Source organism: Nocardia sp. NPDC004718 (assembly GCF_053601535.1).
In genome coordinates this window covers 1-16,621 of sequence record NZ_JBSGCA010000089.1, presented here as the reverse complement: position 1 = coordinate 16,621, position 16,621 = coordinate 1, and the positions used below count along the sequence as shown (strand labels likewise).

General features: G+C 64.0%; 18 protein-coding genes. 10 read left to right on the top strand and 8 right to left on the bottom strand.

Annotated elements, in window-relative coordinates; genetic code table 11:
• The first annotated feature begins 296 nt into the window (after positions 1-296).
• Positions 297-1,403: a hypothetical protein gene (locus ACWEH3_RS34375; RefSeq protein ID WP_452358478.1), complete on the top strand. Its 1,107-nt coding sequence runs from the start codon at positions 297-299 to the stop codon at positions 1,401-1,403.
• Positions 1,404-1,465: 62 nt separating this feature from the next.
• Here the strand turns inward: ACWEH3_RS34375 and ACWEH3_RS34370 are convergent, their stop codons facing one another.
• Entirely contained in the window at positions 1,466-1,699 is a 234-nt protein-coding gene (locus ACWEH3_RS34370; protein ID WP_450025804.1) for a hypothetical protein, read from the bottom strand.
• A 135-nt stretch (positions 1,700-1,834) separates the two neighbouring features.
• Between ACWEH3_RS34370 and ACWEH3_RS34365 the strand changes: the two genes are divergently transcribed.
• Entirely contained in the window at positions 1,835-3,181 is a 1,347-nt protein-coding gene (locus ACWEH3_RS34365; RefSeq protein ID WP_450025802.1) for a hypothetical protein, read from the top strand.
• A gap of 112 nt (positions 3,182-3,293) precedes the next feature.
• Positions 3,294-3,467 (top strand): hypothetical protein, encoded by a 174-nt coding sequence (locus ACWEH3_RS34360; protein WP_450025800.1) that lies wholly within the window; start codon positions 3,294-3,296, stop codon positions 3,465-3,467.
• Positions 3,468-3,488: 21 nt separating this feature from the next.
• On the opposite strand, the gene ACWEH3_RS34355 is transcribed toward ACWEH3_RS34360, so the two are convergent.
• Positions 3,489-3,875, bottom strand: a complete 387-nt coding sequence (locus tag ACWEH3_RS34355; RefSeq protein WP_450025798.1) for a hypothetical protein — start codon at positions 3,873-3,875, stop codon at positions 3,489-3,491.
• Positions 3,876-4,190: 315 nt separating this feature from the next.
• On the bottom strand, positions 4,191-5,822 hold the full coding sequence (locus ACWEH3_RS34350; RefSeq protein ID WP_450025796.1) for a CocE/NonD family hydrolase: 1,632 nt from the start codon (positions 5,820-5,822) through the stop codon (positions 4,191-4,193).
• A 191-nt stretch (positions 5,823-6,013) separates the two neighbouring features.
• Between ACWEH3_RS34350 and ACWEH3_RS34345 the strand changes: the two genes are divergently transcribed.
• A complete protein-coding gene (locus ACWEH3_RS34345; RefSeq protein WP_450025794.1) occupies positions 6,014-6,268 on the top strand; it encodes a hypothetical protein in 255 nt (84 codons plus the stop codon).
• Positions 6,269-6,322: 54 nt separating this feature from the next.
• On the opposite strand, the gene ACWEH3_RS34340 is transcribed toward ACWEH3_RS34345, so the two are convergent.
• Entirely contained in the window at positions 6,323-6,823 is a 501-nt protein-coding gene (locus ACWEH3_RS34340; protein ID WP_450025792.1) for a hypothetical protein, read from the bottom strand.
• 661 nt (positions 6,824-7,484) lie between these two features.
• On the opposite strand from ACWEH3_RS34340, the gene ACWEH3_RS34335 reads away from it, so the two are divergent.
• A complete protein-coding gene (locus tag ACWEH3_RS34335) occupies positions 7,485-7,655 on the top strand; it encodes a hypothetical protein (protein WP_450025790.1) in 171 nt (56 codons plus the stop codon).
• 355 nt (positions 7,656-8,010) lie between these two features.
• Positions 8,011-8,712 (top strand): GIY-YIG nuclease family protein, encoded by a 702-nt coding sequence (locus tag ACWEH3_RS34330; RefSeq protein WP_450025788.1) that lies wholly within the window; start codon positions 8,011-8,013, stop codon positions 8,710-8,712.
• Between the two features lie 66 nt (positions 8,713-8,778).
• Here ACWEH3_RS34330 and ACWEH3_RS34325 read toward each other — a convergent pair whose 3' ends face one another.
• Positions 8,779-9,717 carry a recombinase family protein gene (locus ACWEH3_RS34325; protein ID WP_450025786.1) on the bottom strand — a complete coding sequence of 313 codons (939 nt, stop codon included), beginning with the start codon at positions 9,715-9,717 and terminating at the stop codon, positions 8,779-8,781.
• 423 nt (positions 9,718-10,140) lie between these two features.
• Here ACWEH3_RS34325 and ACWEH3_RS34320 point away from each other — a divergent pair, with 423 nt between their 5' ends.
• A complete protein-coding gene (locus ACWEH3_RS34320; RefSeq protein ID WP_450025784.1) occupies positions 10,141-11,400 on the top strand; it encodes an alpha/beta hydrolase in 1,260 nt (419 codons plus the stop codon).
• Between the two features lie 770 nt (positions 11,401-12,170).
• Here ACWEH3_RS34320 and ACWEH3_RS34315 read toward each other — a convergent pair.
• On the bottom strand, positions 12,171-13,130 hold the full coding sequence (locus ACWEH3_RS34315) for an acyl-ACP desaturase (protein WP_450025808.1): 960 nt from the start codon (positions 13,128-13,130) through the stop codon (positions 12,171-12,173).
• Between the two features lie 393 nt (positions 13,131-13,523).
• Here ACWEH3_RS34315 and ACWEH3_RS34310 point away from each other — a divergent pair, with 393 nt between their 5' ends.
• Positions 13,524-13,673, top strand: coding sequence for a hypothetical protein (locus ACWEH3_RS34310; protein ID WP_450025782.1), 150 nt, complete (start codon positions 13,524-13,526; stop codon positions 13,671-13,673).
• A gap of 285 nt (positions 13,674-13,958) precedes the next feature.
• Here ACWEH3_RS34310 and ACWEH3_RS34305 read toward each other — a convergent pair whose 3' ends face one another.
• Positions 13,959-14,357 carry a hypothetical protein gene (locus ACWEH3_RS34305; protein ID WP_450025780.1) on the bottom strand — a complete coding sequence of 133 codons (399 nt, stop codon included), beginning with the start codon at positions 14,355-14,357 and terminating at the stop codon, positions 13,959-13,961.
• 263 nt (positions 14,358-14,620) lie between these two features.
• On the opposite strand from ACWEH3_RS34305, the gene ACWEH3_RS34300 reads away from it, so the two are divergent.
• Positions 14,621-15,193 (top strand): DUF6325 family protein, encoded by a 573-nt coding sequence (locus tag ACWEH3_RS34300; RefSeq protein WP_450025778.1) that lies wholly within the window; start codon positions 14,621-14,623, stop codon positions 15,191-15,193.
• 416 nt (positions 15,194-15,609) lie between these two features.
• On the opposite strand, the gene ACWEH3_RS34295 is transcribed toward ACWEH3_RS34300, so the two are convergent.
• Positions 15,610-15,846, bottom strand: coding sequence for a hypothetical protein (locus ACWEH3_RS34295; RefSeq protein WP_450025776.1), 237 nt, complete (start codon positions 15,844-15,846; stop codon positions 15,610-15,612).
• Positions 15,847-16,232: 386 nt separating this feature from the next.
• On the opposite strand from ACWEH3_RS34295, the gene ACWEH3_RS34290 reads away from it, so the two are divergent.
• On the top strand, positions 16,233-16,621 hold a 389-nt coding region (locus tag ACWEH3_RS34290), incomplete at its 3' end, for a recombinase family protein (RefSeq protein ID WP_450025774.1).

Here is a 16,621-nt window from a genome sequence, read left to right as displayed (position 1 = left end):
GACCGAGTACGAGGCAGCGCACTACGCTGACACAGACCGATGGGCCGAGTGACTACCGGCCCGTAAAACACCGGCAGGAAAGCCGGGGCGGTTCAAAACGCCGCAAGCTCGGGTCGTGAACCCGACAGAATTTCGAATTCCGGGCATGCGGAGACTGTTTCGAGCACAATCAAGCGATGCTCGGGGGTGAGCGCTGTGGAGGCGTAGGCACTGCGGCGTCGACCGCGCTGCGGAAGCATCTGTCAGTGGCGGCCGGCCACGGGAGTCGTGGCTACCGTAATTGGGAGGACATCCTGATGTCTGTAGTTGGGCGTGTCGCCGTTGTCTGCTCGGCGCTTCTGGTTGGAGGCACGGTCGCATGCTCACCGACCGAGGAGCCGGTCCCCGGATTCACGGTATCTACCCTCCGCACGGTCGAGGAATTCCCGCGGACTGCGCCTTCTGGGCCGCAGCCGCGCGATGCCGCTCGCGCCTGCGTATTCGATGCGGTCCGCACCGTGTTGATCGCGATGGCTGATTCCCCGACGGGAGTCATCACCGATACCGCACTGGTCTATCCGCCAGAGCAGTCGGCAGCCACACGCGCGAGCAATGGACGGGATCGTTTGGAGCTCGAGATCCATGTCAACACGCGTTCGAAACCGGGATTCAGCATGCGAGGCAACCTGGTCGGCGGCGGTGATCCGGACAGTGTCATTGGGAAAATGCGATCGGGGAGGCTCAGCGACTTCCCGCCTGACGTCGTGGATGAGATCTCGGTGTTCGACTTCTGGTCGCCGAACGTTGCGGCTGCGCCGTCGGTGGTGGTGTCGCAGAAGGACGCCGAGGACGTCTGCGCCACCGTGTACGGGAAGGACAGCGGCGATTCTGCGCACCCTGGCGGGTTCATCGCGTATGTGGTGGCCACCTACGGATTGGACCGAACAGGGATGCCCGCCGAATCACCCACCTTCGACTGCCCGGGAGACGTAAACGACTACCTCGATGTCACCCACCCTCACTTGGGAAAGTTGAGGGTCTCGCTGGTCGGTAAACGGTCCAACGAGGATCTTCCCGACGGCAACGCCTGCATCGCGATCACCAAATCCGACGGCGTTGAGGTGGAGACCATCCCGGTGAGCGCCTACCAGGGTGCGCTGTACTTCTCGCCCACGCCGGTGGATGCGTCGGGAAACCTGTTTGTGCTCTACAACCCCGGCCGCTACGACGGCGTGATGGCCATCGTCCCCATCGACGGCGGAATTTCTTCCATCGACAGATATAACGCTCGGCTGATCGGGCCAGGAGCCGATGGGCAGTTCACCATCGAGTACAAGCACCACGACTGCACGCCCTCGTGCGCCGACGGCCCGACCACGAGCGAGATACAGCATTGGAACGGCACCGACTATGTGGCCCGATAGCGGCCGGGCCGAGCGCTTCTGGGTGAAGCGTTCGGCCCGGCCGGGCGAAGGCGGGCGCCGCGTTACGGCTTCCGGATCGCTTTGACGACGTCGGCGGCGACGCGCAGCACCTTCACCAGGGGGGTGGTGGCGCGGCGGGCGTCGCGGCGGCGCTTCTCATTCGGGTGTGCGGCCGCCAGAATGCAGATCCCGATGATGGTCAGAACCACGAGCGCCGCGCACCCCGCGAATACCAGCAAGAGGACCGGCCCGACCCATGGATAGGTCGAAGCGGTCTGTACCAGGAACTCGTTCACTTCGTGCCTTTCGTATCCGCGGCCATGCGGCCGTGAACGCGACTTCACGCTGGATTGCAAATCATTTTCTGTATCCGACGTTTCGGAAATGCCTGGTCAGATACTTTTCTGCCGTGAGCAGCGGGGCGGAGTACAGTGGCGCGACTCGTTTCCGATACACGCAGAAACACCGTTTTGGGGGTTTGGATGGGATCTCAGGGGCAAGAGCAGCGCGCACGGGACGAGATCAAGGCCCGGGTCACGCGACTGCGAAAGGACGCTGAACGCCAACGCGGCGGCCGCACCTACACCTGGGGCGAACTCGCCGACTTGGTCAACGCGAAGATCCGCAGCCACGACGGGGCCATGGCGGCGGCCCGGGGGGAACTGCCGTCGCAATCCAGCGTGGAGGACCGAGAGACTGTCAGTGCGCAGCAGATCGGGTTCTGGTTCCGAGACGGCAAAAGGGCCAAACACATCTATCAGTTATGGGCACTGGTGCTGGTCCTGCACGAGGATGCCGGGCTGAGGGTCCCGACCTCCGCGTACACCGACTGGAAAGGGCTCTGGGACCAAGCTCAAGGCGAACCGGTGAAGGCCGACCGAAAGACCGCACCTACCGCAGGCTCGGGCGCACCCGACTCGCTGCCACCATCAGGCGGCCTTTCCATGCGACGCCAGTTGCAGTGGGGAGCCTTGCTCGGGGTCGTCGTCATCGGAGGCGCAGTCCTCGGTCTCACAAATCCGTGGCACTGGCAATGGCTCGGCGCGGATTCGGCCGCCAGTTCTTCGGAGTTGGGGCGAACCTACGACCCCAATTTGCCCGTCGTAGTCCAGGGCGTGCATGCCGATCGGGAGGGGCTGCATTTCGTCGTCGCCGAGAAGCTCTCGCTCAGCAGGGACGAGCTTCGCGTGCTCAGCCAGGAGGCGACTCGCAGTCCTGGCGCGAATCAGAAGCGGTTCGAGTCACAGCACGACGGGATTCCCCAGGATTTCGCCAACCTGGTCATGACGGTGAGCACCAATCTCGACCAGCCCGTCACCATCACGGGTCTGCGGGCGATCAAGGAGTGCGCCGACCCCTTCGACGGAACCTACTTCGATGAGTACACCCAAGGCGGTTCTACACCGAATGTGGAGATCGGTATCGACCTCGACAAGCCCGATGCACAAGCCCAGTACCTCGACGAGCACGGGCGCCCCACCGGCCCACTGTTCTTCCGGAAGCAGAACGTCCAGCTCAAACCGGGCGACTCCACGACTTTGAGCATCGCGGTGTTCACCGCAAAGTACGGCTGCTCGTTCAAGCTCGAGATCACCGTGGACACCCCCACCGGCCCGGTCACCCAGGTCATAGACAACAACGGCAAGCCGTTCAAGGTGACCGCGAAGGCCGCCCCGAAAAAGGACGGCTTTCCCCTGTCCGGTTATCAAGCCGCCTACGTACAGCAGGTTGGCTACGTCTGGCAGGCAGTCGATCCGAACACCTTTCGCGGACGGTGACCCATCAGATGGCCAAGCGAGGTGTCGGAGAATCGATCGTTACCGAGACGCGGTGATCGTCGGGAACCGGACGATTGCGGCGACTGCTCGGTGTATCGATAGCCTGATCGGCATGACGTCGTTCACTGTGTACCTGTCCGACCCTGAAGTTCCTGCTGGTCTCGAGTTCGCCGGTGAGGCCGAATTCCAGTTCTTCGAAAACGGTGTGCTGCAGGTGGCCGACAACGATCAGGTCAGGTACTACGCGCCCGGGTATTGGACACAGGTACACCAGGGACCGCACTGAACCAGCCTCCCAGCCGATCGACTATCCGGCCGGCCACCGCTTCGGGCCGATGCTCGAGCCGAGATCCAATGCGAGCTGGTCACCAGCGGCCGGACTTCGGGCGGGATCTGCGCCCGGACGGTGGCTGTGCAGGCACAGTTGGCAGTTCACCTGATCGGTAGTGGGGCCGTAGACCATCCACCAGGGCCGACCGGCCGCATAGTAGCCAGCATGGCAATCCGGCGCGGGGATGGTCATGCCGCGTTCATCCTCGACGAACGCGACACGATGCACGGTGCGGTTGCGGCCGATCCGCAATCCTTTGCCCCGGTACTGCCGGACGGCCCACGCCTCTCCCGGCGCGCCCCGCGACGGCGGTTCCGGTTCCATATCAAGGGGATCCGGGCCGAACAAGGGCGCAGCGGTCATACCTACGATGGTGCACCATCCGACTTCAGCAGGCCGCCAACCATCGGCAGCGGCCACTGAACGACCCGGCCGCCGGCTCGAAGGAGGCATTCGAGCCTCGGGCAAACCAGCCCGATCACCTACGAGCGGCGAGCCACTGGTATACGGCTCGCCGCATAACCACCCGGTGTCCACATTCTGGAAGGAAGCGCCCCGACACACATACGCACGTGATCCGCGCACCGGATCTACTTTGCAGCTCGTGACAGCTTCGGGATTTCTGGGCCATAGCCGACCGTCCCGGAACCACGGGTTCCGGGACGGTGCGCGGGGCTGCTATCCGAACGGGATCGCCAGGGTGATGGGGGTGGTGCGGGCGGACAGGGTGACGGTGCCGGGGCTGACAGGTTTGCCGGGGAAGGTGTAGAGCCGGTCCTGGGCGTCGATGATCAGGGTGAGGTTGTGCCCCTGGGCGACCTCGTAATCGGTCGCCTGTAGCCAGAGGACTATCTGGTCTTTGCGTTGGTAGGGGGTGAGGGTGACGGCAGCATGGGTGATGAGCAGCATGGTGTCGGTACTGGAGTCACGGTCGAAAAGGTATGCCACGACTGTGACGCTGTCCGCGGTGGTGGATGCGGACATGCTAATGACCGGGATACCGGAGACGCGTATGGCGTCAGGCCATGGCGGGGTGGACCAGACGGCCGCGTGTTTGCGATCCACAGCGGACAGTTGCTGGCTGCGCGGCTTGCGCAGCCGTTCCTGGATGCCGTCGACCACCAATGCCTCGGCCGCATACACCTGTTCGGTACCAATAGTGAAAGTCGCCTCGAACCCGTCCGGTGTACCCCCGTCCATGATCAGGCCGTCGGTGCTCCCGGCGGCGGGCGGGTGAAGCTTGAAGTTGTGCGCCACCGACCCCCACTCGATCAGGTTTGCGTTGGCCGACATGGCGAAGGAGTGCATGGTCTCCAAATGCAGCTTGCCATCGGTGTCGATGCCATTGCTCATCCCGCGCAGGAACCGGTCGAGCCATTTGTAGGCGCCCTCGGTGGTACGGGTCGGCAGACCGAACAGCACGCCCGGAATCTCCACTGCGCCATGGTCACCCACAGCCACATCCAACCGGACCGGACCCTCGTAGTTGGTGGCGAACCGGACCAGCTGGTTCTGCGGGAAGATCGTTTCGTGCCAGTAGGTGCTGAGGAATAGCGGTACCGAGCGGCTGGTAAGGCCGTCCTGATTGTGAGCCGGGGAGCGTGGCCGACCGTAGCGGTACACCGCATCCATGTCTCCCGCACGGAAATCCTCCAGCACTGCCAGCAGTTCCTTGCTGGGCTGCTCGCTGACTTCCGCCAGTTTCTCAGCAGCCAGCGCGTGCGGCGTGTCGTTGTCGTAGAGCGCTTCGGCCAGATCAGCCCAGGCGCTCAGTGCTACAACGGCTTTTACGCGATAATCGGTATTCGCGGTGAGCAGGCTGATACCGGAACCGTAGGACAGGCCCATCATGCCGACGGCATCGTAGTCGGCCTTCATATTCGCCAGCGCCCAGTCGATGACCGCGCTGGCATCAGCAATATCCTCGGGCCCGGCCACCGTGAGTTCACCCTCGGAGCCCGGCAGCCCGCGTTCGGTGTAGGCGACTACGGCGTAACCGCGCAGCAGCAGCCGCACAATGGCGCCACCGTACATCTTCCAGCCCAGTTCATCGAGACCGGCGGGCAGAACGACCAGCGGGTGCGGGCCCGCCGTGAGCGGTTCGGCGGCCAGGGCATCCAGTTCCACGCCCGAACTCGGAATCTTGACGGCTCGGATACGGGATTGCGTGCGGGAGCTAGCGAGGTCGATATCGAGATCGGCTGGCGCACCGGTGTCCTCACCGGTCAGCAGCTTGCTCACGATGGCCTTCGCGGCGGCTTCCTGCTCAGGGGTCACCAACCGCAGACGGTTCGGATTCGAAGAGGTCATGATCACGTCCTTTCAGCTTCCGGAAAGAACAGGATATGTCGCTGAACAGGGGCGACCTGGCAAATCGATGTCAAAGGGGGTTCAGGACTGGCAGGGGTCGGTATTCGGGTAGTCGGTATTCCTGCCCGCCGGGCTGGTAGCGGTCAGCGGCTGTGGTCGCCTGGTACGTAGCGGTTCCAGGTGCCGCCGGCATGCTCGCGGTGGCGGTGGGCGGTGGTGTAGTGGATTCCGAGGGCGTCGGCGACGACCGGTGCCGGTGCTTGCAGGACGAGTTGCCGCAGGGCCGAGACGCGGCCGGTGATGGTGGGGACGCCGGTCTTGGCGGACTGCTGGCCGAGGGTTTCGGGCCGGAGCGGTTGGCCGGCGGGGAGTCGAAAACTGTGCTGGCAAAGCAGTTCGGCGTGAACCGTGAACCGTCCACTCCTTCCTGCGCGCCGAGACCGTGACGGTCTGAGCTGCGACGTTTCCGGTTTCGAACACGACACTGAGATCAGACCGGTTCATGTCCCGGGTGGCCTGGTTTTTACCGGCCCGCTCATTCCCCAGGCTTGGACCGGGTCGCGGGAGTACCAGTGGCCGCTCCATTCCTGGCCGGCGGCCAGGGCTGCGTAGAACTGGGTGTCGTCGGGCAACGCGGGGGTGTGGGCTTGCACGACACCGGGCCGGTCGCGGTGGAAACGGCGGGCGCGTTCGACCGAGCGGGCCGAGCATTCGGCGTGGTAGGCGCGCTGGGTGATCAGCCATTCCCCGCCGCCGCGTCCGGCGGGGTCGCCGGTGTGGTCGAGCGGGTAGTGCATCTGGTACTCGATACGGGCCAGCTGCTCGCTGGCATGCTCGAACAACCACGCGATCCACCCCGGAACCTCCGGTTGCGCGGCCAGCGCCCGGGCAGCGAATCCGTTGTCCGGGGCTGCGGCGTCTGGATCCTGCCGCGCCGCGGTGGTGACGCGGGCGAACACAGCGGGACCCGGGCGGCCGTCCTCGTGATGGATACCTTCCATAGCCTGGGACTGTAGATTCCCGCGCAGTTGTGGGCTTTTGTCCGTACCGGAGTGTCGGATCCAGACGGTGATTCACACGACAACTCGAGGTCGGTCACCGTGCGTCTGCCGCGTTCAAGTCCGAGACCTGCCGTTCGGACACGATCGGACATGCTTACCAGGTCCACATCCACGTTTGCGTTTGCGGTCACGGGCGCGCGCCCTGTGTCGCCGACCCCCACTGTTCGCTGACCACCGCGTTCGGTGGCGTCGCGGTAGAATCGTAGACGTCGCCAGGGTTGATACGACAGCCTTCCTTCGCAGGGTGACCGGTAGCAACGGCCTGAAGTCTCGTTTTCGGTTTCGGTTTCCAGGCCGTTGCTCGCGAAATACAGGCATATCCGCCGGCTGCCCGCAGCCGAGCGTAGATCCGCGTTCGGTTTGCTGGAGGCAGGCAATGCCGGGTCCACCTGGGTAGCTGTGGGTGTGCGTAGGCTGCTGGATATGGCGTCGGAGGGTCTGGAAGCGCGCATGGCTGCGTTGGAGGCGCTGGTCGGTGAACTGGCCGAGCGGGTGCGCAACGTCGAACGGGACGTTGCTGCGGCGCGCAGTGTCGGCCGGTGACGCGGATCGGCACGCGACCGAAACGGGCTCACAGATCCGCGAGTTCCGGCAGGCCGCTATGTCCGCGCTGGCCGACGTGCACGAGCGGCTACACCGGCAGTTCGAAGAAGTACACAACGAATTCGCCGAGATGCGTGGCAAGCTGGCTGCCGTTGCCTCGGCCCAGGCCCGGATCGTGGCGCTGCTGACGACGCGTGTCGAGCGTGGCAGCGACGCTCGATCACGGTAGGTCGCGCGGTCCCTCGATAAATATCCGGCGAGCGATAAGGAAACCTAATCTCCGGGTAACGGAGGCAGGCGCGTGGCCTCATTCAGCCGCCCGCGATGGACTTCCTTCCAAACGAACGAATCCCCGCCGGTGAGAAGCGATTTCGAGTCGGGGTCCCGGTAGTAACCGCGCGAAAAACAACGGATATGGCGAAGGCGCAGTTCAGGCGGCATCGTCGGGTTCGAGCGGGCGGCGATAGACCCCGGTGTGCGGGCTCCGGTCCTGCGAATGTGTCGGTCGGTCGTGCGATTATGCGAATCGTTCAGCGTTCTCCGTTGGGAGAGAACGTATTTCACATCGCAGGGGGTAACCATCCATGGCCTACGTCTACATGTTCCGGTACGGGACGTCGGAGCTGTTCAAGGTCGGCAAGACCAATACCGTCAAGTCGCGGCAATCCACGCTGCAGACGGGCAACACCATCGAATTGCAGGTGTTCGACGCTGTCGAGACCGATGCGCCGTTCGACGGGGAACGCTTCTTCAAGACTCGCTGGGCAGCGCGGCAGTATCGTCCGCGGTCCGAGATCTACCGGCTGACCGAGGCCGAAGCGCACCAGGCGATGGCCGAACTGCGCGACTATCTCACCAACACCCTACCGAACGAGCTCGTCCAGAAGGCGGCGCTGGCCGAGATCGAAGGGTTCGACAACACCGAAATCATGATCTCCCCGACCGAGGACATCGTGGTCAAACACCGCCGGTTGGTCGAGATCGAAGCCCAACTGAGGACTTTGACCGCCGAAGCCGAACCGTTGCGCCGCGAGATCATGCTAGCGATCGACAAGAACCGCGGGATCGAAGGGATCGCCACCTACGATAAGGCGGACGCCAACCGCTGGTTCGATGATGAGGGGTTCGAAGAGGAGTACCCGCAGTGGGCCGGGCAGTTCCAGAAGGTGGTGTTCGACGGCGCAGCGTGCAAGAAGGCCCACCCGAACGAGTACGAGAGATTCATGCAGATCCCGATGAAACGCAAGTTCGTCCTCTTCGAGGACCTCGATCGTCCGGCGGAGTGAACGAAAGCGGCAGAGGCGGTCGCCGCTTTGAACAGGGGCCGGGGAGCATCTGCGCGGAATGTTCCGTTAGCGGCCATCAAGCCCTCCAGCAGGCGAGACAGCGTGCCCGGACAGTTCGGCCGCGCCGGGATCGGGCTCGGGTCCGGTATCGGCGCCCCTGCTCCGGTCGTGGTCACGCAGCAGTCGCATCACGGTGGCCGGCGAGGGGTGCTGGCCTTTCTTCTTTCCGGCGGTGATGACCAGGCGTGCGGCGATGTCACGCAGGCTGTGGCCGTTCGCGCGCAGGTGCAGCGCCATCGAGAGCATGTTCTCGTCGACGACGGAGACTCCGCCGATGGGTTTGCCGCGCTGGCGGGCGGATTCGTGGCCTTCGAGGGTACGGTCGCGGATGTATTCGCGTTCCATCCCCGACAGGGCGGCCAGCACGGTGAACACGATCCCGGACGGGTCGTGGGTGCCCTGGAGTTCGCCGGTGAGGAATTCCAGGCCGATGTCGGCGGCCTTGAGCTGTTCGGCGAGGGCGGCGAGTTCGATACCGCGGCCCAGGCGCTTGTGCTCGTGCACGACCAGGGTCACCGCCGCGCCGGAGGCGCGGATCTCGCGCGCCAGGGCGACCGCGCGGTCGAGTTCGGGGCGGACCAGGGCGCGTGTGGAGATCTTCTCGGAGAAGACGCGCCCGATCCCGGCGCCGCGCAGGGAGTCCAGTTGGGTGTCGAGGGATTGGCGCACGGTGGAGGCGCGCGCGTAGCCGATGCGCACGTGCCCGCCTGGCTCGGTGGCGGCCGCGGCGGGGCGCGGGAGTTCGATCCACACCGATCCGGGCTTGCGTAGTGCCGGTGTGGTGACGGTGAGTGATTTGGCCAGCGAGAGCACGAGGCGGAAGCGGGCGGTGTGGTAGGCGGCGGCGACTTTGCCCTTGCCGGTGCGGCACGGCGACCCGGCCGGGGCCGCGCAGCTCGACATCGGGCAGTGGTGCGCTTCCACGAGGAGGAAGTCGTCGTTCACCCGCACATCGTTTCATGGGTATGTTTCACCACGCAAGACCTATGCACCGTCCCATGAAACGTCGAATGCCCTGGACGGCCGCCGGTTCTCGTGGTGTTTCATAGGTGATCACCTATGAAACACGCAGACGGGCGGGACGGCCGGAGGAGACGAACGCACGCCCTACGGCAGAAGGTATCGCTCCGCAAGGATGATCGCGGAGCTTGTCATGACCCGAAGCTGTTGCTGGACAATTGTTCCGGCAGACAGCATAGGCGTTCCCGGCGCGTACAGTGGTTGTCGAGAGCCCGGTTGCACGAACTGCCGAGCAGTTATTACTTCACTGTTCGTGGTCGTTTCGACTCGGCGCACACATCGGTTCAACGTGCCAGTTGTGATGAAGGGTCTTTCGATGCGCACACACCATGTATCGGAACTGAAGCTGTGAGCATTGAAGGCCCTGCTACGAAGGCGCTCGATTTTCTGTCCCTGCCATTTCATCGAGGGATTCTCAAAGCACATCTGGCACATCGACTGGAGTCGGCTGCCCAGAATATTGCGGAATCCGTCGGTGAAGGGATCCCCCGCAGGACAGCCAAAGAGCTTCGAATCATGTGCGGCAATATAGTCGAGAGTGATGAAACCGGGGCTCGGTGGTTCAGATGGCCACCGAGCGGGGAGATATCCCCGGCAAGTTCGCTGGTGCCGGATATCGGTCTCCCCAGGGATCCGAAACAACTGCACGAGCTCTGGTCAGGGTTTTCCGCGGAGAAGAAAGACGCTCTTTATCGTGCGGACCCGTTTGTTGGAAAGCGGGATGGAATACCGCAACTCGACCGCGACAAGTACAATCGACAAACTCTTACGATGCTGCGAGACAAGGCTGAGCGGGAGCGAAACCAGGATCATCTGGACCGAATCGATGACATACAGCGATTCCTCGATTCAGCCGAGGATGGTCTACCTCCCCACTATTTGTCGTATATCGACGAAGAACTCCAGTACGCATACGCACTCGGCAACCCCGATACCGCCCAGAACGTCGGAATTATACCAGTCGGCGCGCTGCGGCGGCGCAGCGGCGTCGGCTACGCCCAGCAATCACTGAAACAATTGCGACAGGCCGCCTTGGCGGTCGATCCGACCGCAGAAACATCAGTGGTCCTGTGGGGCGCCTACAACAATCCGAACTCCCTGGTCGCGACGCTGTCTTCCATACCCGCCGAAGAAGGCGCGGCGGCCCTGCGCCGATATCACGAGGGACTGCGGGCCACCCATCAGGGCCCGCCCTCGCACAACACCACCATCGCACATTCCTACGGCGGTGTCCTCGGCGGCCACACGGCCGGACACGGGAACGCACTCGACACCGACGATCTGGTATTCGTCGGCAACTGGGGCACCGGCGCAACGAACGTCGAGGATCTCCGACTGACCGGTGTCGACCCCGCAAACACCGGTAACCACGTCTACGCGACCATGGCCCGACACGACTCCATCCAGCTGATGCCCGCCACCCACGGTCCCGCACCGACCGACCCCACATTCAACGCTACGGTATTCGGCACCGACTCCACACCCAGCCAGACGCGGCTGGGCTGGAATCCAGAGGATCACCTGGCCACGAACTACTTCGGTTCCGCCAACCAGTCGTACCGGAATCTGGGACTGATCATGACCGGCCATGGAGACATGCTTGGCTGAACAGACAGCGGCCAGTCCTGCCACCCTTCGAATCGACGAAACGAGGACGATATGCTACCGGCGACAACCCAGGCCGGGGCCCGCGCACAACTGCTGCGGCACTTCACCGAAACACTCCGGATGCTGCCCACCGAATCGGTGCTGGCGCTAAGACATCCGGACCTTCCAGCAGCGGGGTTTCACCGCGGTGTCACCCTCCCCCTCGACGACAACAATCCCGACGACGTCCAGGAATTCTTCGATATCTCGTACTGGGTGATCGGAGCAACCCCCACGACCTCCGACCGGTACTTCGACCTCGTGATGCGTGCCTGGTGTGATCACGGCTGGACGACGCGAACCGATCGGAATACGCGCCCACGCACTGGTTACGCACGAACCTCCGACGGGTACGATCTCACCATCACGCAGAGTGTGAACGGATACCTCAGCATGTCCGGGTCGACACCTCCCTTCGCATCCGACTCGGTCGAAGGAAGCCCACTCCCACCCCAGATCGACCGCCCATCTGAACCGCCGAACTAATGGGCCATTTCGGATCGGTGAACGTCACCGTGACGGCCCGGAACTCCCGACGCTGTCATACGGTGCTAAGTGGCTGACGTGTCGTCCGGCAAATCCTAGCAGCCGTCCGACCCTAAGGGGCATGCAATGCCATGGGCAGGCATCGCGGGGAAAGGGTGCGCGACAACTTCCGCAACGGTGCGGCCGCGACCAGCGACCGGGCCTATGACCTGTGTCGGGCCGGGCGACATGCGGATCGCGAGTGGTCAGGCAGGGAGAGATGAGGTGCCGGTTCTAGCGGCTTCGCGGGCCAGGATACGGGCGCGTTGTTCTTCGAAGCGGATCACGTCGCGGCCGAGTTTGTCCAAATATTCGGCGAGTTGGTCACGGTTTTGTTCGCCGCGACCGGTGAAATCGGTGCGGCCGAAGACGTTCCAGATCCGTAGCACGGGGGTGAGGACCTCGTCGAGGTGTTGGCGAAGGTCGTAGATGCCGTGCTTGACCATCAGCACGCCGTTGCGTCGCCAGTTCGGCATACCGTTACCGGGCATCGCGAAGTTCCTGACGATCTTGGTGACCGCTTCGATGGTTTGGTCCGGTGCCAGGTCGAACGCGGCAGCGGTGACCGCACGGTAGAAGATCATGTGCAGGTTCTCATCCGCCGCGATACGGGTAAGCATGTGATCGGCGATGGGGTCGCCGCACACCCTGCCGGTGGAACGGTGGCTGATGCGAGTGGCCAGTTCCTGGACGGTGACGTAGGCGACCTGGTCAAGCACTCCGCTGAAGTAGTCGCAGGCATGGACACCGCGGGTCATGTGCACCATCCGGTCGTGTTCCAATGCCACCGGGTCGACCCCGCGGGTGACGACGAGATAGTCGCGCATGGCGATGGCGTGGCGGTTTTCTTCGGCGGTCCAGCGACCGATCCAGGTGCCCCACGCGCCATCGAGACCGAAGTGCTCGGCGATGGTGCGGTGATAGGAGGGCAGGTTGTCCTCGGTGAGCAGGTTGGTGATCATGGCGATCTTGGCCACTTCCGATAACCGCGACTGCTCGGGTTCCCAGTCGATTCCTCCTAGGGCGGCGAAGTTACGGCCCTCGTCCCAGGGCACGTAGTCGTGCGGGTTCCAGTCCTTAACTGTCGCCAAGTGACGATCCAGGTTCTCCGCAACTATTGGCTCCAGCTCTGTGAGCAGCTCCAGTTGTGTCAAGTCCCTTGCCATGCAATCCCTTTCGAAGCCGTGTCCTATCGATCCAACAGAGTAGATCACGCGCAAGATTTCGATGATCACGAGTCCATCGACGCCTCGGGACCGGTTCCATCTACCACACCACCTGCAAACGCGGCCGATACGCTTCTTGTCGGCCCGTCAGCGCTTCACAGTGAGGTTCCGACCTATATCTCCGGTAGGGGTGCCGGTAAGGACCGTGTCACCGGCCGCAAGTCAGGCGCAGACCGAGCGCTGCGGCGGTAAGGATCCCGCCGCCGGCGGCAGTCGTGAACAAGGACGGTTCGGTCCAACGCTCCAAAGCGGTGACCGCCGTGCAGCGAACCGATACCGGCCGCTACCGGATCACTGTGGACGACAACGTCTCCCTGGCCCGCGCGGTGCCGGGTGGCCACCTTGAACCGGTCGGCGAACTGGCGCAGCGAGATCTACGTCAGCATCGACAACACCTCCGGCACGGACCGCACCTTCACCGTGCTGACCGGCAACAACGGCAACGCTTCGGATCAGCCCTTCCACGTCATCGTCCCCCCCTGACCCACCGTCCTCCGTGCGACGACGGCGGCGCGGTGTTCGGCGGCTGCGGTGGGTAGTTTCGCCGGCGGATTCCGGGTCGAGGACGAGCGGATCCGAGATATCGTCAGTGCGCGCCGTGTCGACCATGTCCCGGGAGTGTAGGAGAAAGGGCCGACAAGCCTTGTTGGACAGCAGGTTGCGGCAACACGTTTTTCGACAGGTGGCGTTTCCGGGTCACCTGCGGATTCCCTCGAATTGCCGAAGTCGGCTGCATCCGTTGAGAACCGATTCGATTCTCGGGCACTACTAGTCGAGCTGCGTGGGGTGAGCGGCCTTTGGCGGAGCCTGGCTTTCGGTTTCTATGCGCGAGGATTGCTGGTTGGTCCGGGTCGGCTGCCAACGGGTTGAACGCCATCCAGTGACGAGGAGTATTCCCGTCACCGTCACCACGGTCAGGGCCATCAACCCGCCGGCGGCGGTGACCGCCGCAACCGTCTGCGCCGCAGGCGGGTCCTCGGCCATCGCCCCGTAGTAGAGCATCAGCGCGCTGGCCGTCAACGGCCCAGCCGCGGCCAGGACAGGAACGAGAGAAACCAATCCCAGAGTGACCGCCGTCTGCGGCGCCAGGGTTCGCTTAAATTTAATTGATCGCGCCCGCTGCACCCGATGCCGTCCCCGCCCGGTGCGGTTCACAGTCCGGTCCATCTCGCACCTCCTCCGACAAGCAGATGTGTCGCAGGTTCTTTCGGACGCGATGCCGGAGACGACGCTATCGGCTCAGCGGACAGGCGACCAGGGTCGTTCCGAACCGATACCGGTCGGTCGGCAAACCGATAACCACCCCGTGCACGAGCGGAGCGCGGGGGCAGCGGAACGCACGGTAACGACGGCGATCGGGGCCGAAGGAGGCTGCTCCTTCATCCGCAACAGGTGAGGTGGTGCCCACAGTGCGCCCCCACGATGGTTCCATGACCGCGGCATCGAACCTGGGTCCGGTGGAAGTGGTGGTTTTCACCTTCCCCGGAGCGCGCGTGAACGAGTACGTCCGGGCGGGGCTGTCCGGTGTCGTCGAGAGTGGATACGTCACCGTGTTGGATCTGGTCTACCTCGCCAAGGATGCCAACGGCTACCTGCGGCGGGTCGAGATCGGAGACCCGCTCGAGGAGATCGGCTTGGCCGGGGTGCGGGTGCAGGGTCTCGGCCTGCTCACCGAGCAGGACCTGGCAGCGGTGGCCGGGGCGATGCCGGTGACCACCTCGGCGGTCGTGGTCGTCTACGAGCAGACCTGGACCCACACGCTCGCCGATCAGATGGCCGGGTGCGGTGGCGAGATCGCCTTGCACCTCCAGATGCGGTGCCACAACTCGTCGTGCCCTGCGGACACGCCCGTGGCGTCGATGAGCAGCGGCGCACGGGCCGACACACCGGGATTGCTGGCCACCAGCGGCGCCACCGTCGTAGCCGACGGTAGCGGCCGGACCGCACACGCGATCACCGAACGAACCCGGCACATCGCCGCAGCCCACACCAGCCTCGGGTAACACGACCATCCACACGCCGCTACTGACAAGCCCCGAGACCCAGGCCACGGCGATTCACCCCACCACCGCACCGCAAGCGTCGACCCCCACCGAACGGTGGGTGTCGAGAATCGTTCGGTTCTCAACGGGTGCAGCCGACTCGGCAATGGGCTGTATTCCGGCGGTCACCCGCACCAGCTGCACCCCGCCGCCGCCATGCTGCTGATGTATGGGCTGGTCGTTGGCGGGCTCGCCGCTCGCGGTCAGGAAGAGTAGCCCGCCTTCGAAGCGCCGATCTGGGACGTCAGACCCGACGCCAGCTGGGAAGAGGTGGCTTTACGAGGCCACTTCGCCGAAGTCGAGCTCAAACGTAGAATCTGGCTCTTAAGGGGTTGCCCGGGTGAAACGTGAAACCGGTGGGGCATACACCCTCGCTTCTACGAGGCCGCGATGTACCCGACCGCGCCGAGGTGGTCGACGATGTCGGTGGCTGCCAAGGGACGTTGCGCGGTGCGGGTGATCTCGGCGACGCGGTCGGCTGGGCAGGCGGTGACCGGGCCGGACACGGTGGCGCAGACCGTGCAGTCGGCGACGGCGCCGGTGAGGTGGGCTCGGACGTTGCGGCCGTCGAGCGCGGCGACCAAGCCGAACATGCTGAACGGGTTAGTGGACATCAGAATGGGTTTCCTGGTTGGCGACGTTGCGGGGGCCGCCTGCGCGGCCGACTCCCTTGTCGACCTACCGACGCCGTTGTCGAGGGCGGTTTCGGGTGACGGTGTTGTCACCGGTGGTGCGCTCGCTGCACGACAACCATCCTCATCGGATAGGTACCGGGCCGACATGGGGCATATACCTCTCTACGGTCATGCGATCACCTCTTCGCGGTTGCCGATCGGCGTTCAGGTGAGTCGCACTCGCGTGGATCTGGGGTACACCCCAACGACACAGCCGTGACCGGACTGAAAAGCGTCAGAATAGAGTCACCTTCTGCATTTCTTGACAGACGTACGCTGGATTCTTAGACTTCAACTTGACATTTCAAGTCGGGGAGAGATCAGTTATGCGTGTTGGCTATATCAGGGTGAGTACGGTCGATCAGAACACCGTCCGGCAACTCGACGGGATCGACGTCGAGCGCACCTTCGTCGACAAGGCCTCCGGGAAGGACACCGCACGCCCGCAGCTGGAGGAGCTGATCGGGTTCGTGCGTGACGGTGACACCGTGATCGTGCACTCCATGGACCGCCTCGCCCGCAACCTCGATGATCTGCGGCGGCTGGTGCGCACCCTGACCGGTAAGGGCGTGCGAGTGGAGTTCGTGAAGGAGTCGTTGACCTTCACCGGGGAGGACTCACCGATGGCGAACCTGCTGCTGAGCGTGATGGGCGCCTTCGCCGAGTTCGAACGCGCCCTCATCCTCGAACGCCAGCGCGAGGGCATCGCCGCGGC

Coding starts and splice junctions, on each gene's coding strand:
- ACWEH3_RS34375 (WP_452358478.1), top strand. CDS start 297: ATGTCTGTAGTTGGGCGTGTCGCCGTTGTCTGCTCGGCGCTTCTGGTT.
- ACWEH3_RS34305 (WP_450025780.1), bottom strand. CDS start 14,357: ATGGACCGGACTGTGAACCGCACCGGGCGGGGACGGCATCGGGTGCAG.
- ACWEH3_RS34360 (WP_450025800.1), top strand. CDS start 3,294: ATGACGTCGTTCACTGTGTACCTGTCCGACCCTGAAGTTCCTGCTGGT.
- ACWEH3_RS34345 (WP_450025794.1), top strand. CDS start 6,014: ATGCTCGCGGTGGCGGTGGGCGGTGGTGTAGTGGATTCCGAGGGCGTC.
- ACWEH3_RS34335 (WP_450025790.1), top strand. CDS start 7,485: ATGTCCGCGCTGGCCGACGTGCACGAGCGGCTACACCGGCAGTTCGAA.
- ACWEH3_RS34315 (WP_450025808.1), bottom strand. CDS start 13,130: ATGGCAAGGGACTTGACACAACTGGAGCTGCTCACAGAGCTGGAGCCA.
- ACWEH3_RS34330 (WP_450025788.1), top strand. CDS start 8,011: ATGGCCTACGTCTACATGTTCCGGTACGGGACGTCGGAGCTGTTCAAG.
- ACWEH3_RS34295 (WP_450025776.1), bottom strand. CDS start 15,846: ATGTCCACTAACCCGTTCAGCATGTTCGGCTTGGTCGCCGCGCTCGAC.
- ACWEH3_RS34355 (WP_450025798.1), bottom strand. CDS start 3,875: ATGACCGCTGCGCCCTTGTTCGGCCCGGATCCCCTTGATATGGAACCG.
- ACWEH3_RS34350 (WP_450025796.1), bottom strand. CDS start 5,822: ATGACCTCTTCGAATCCGAACCGTCTGCGGTTGGTGACCCCTGAGCAG.
- ACWEH3_RS34340 (WP_450025792.1), bottom strand. CDS start 6,823: ATGGAAGGTATCCATCACGAGGACGGCCGCCCGGGTCCCGCTGTGTTC.
- ACWEH3_RS34300 (WP_450025778.1), top strand. CDS start 14,621: ATGACCGCGGCATCGAACCTGGGTCCGGTGGAAGTGGTGGTTTTCACC.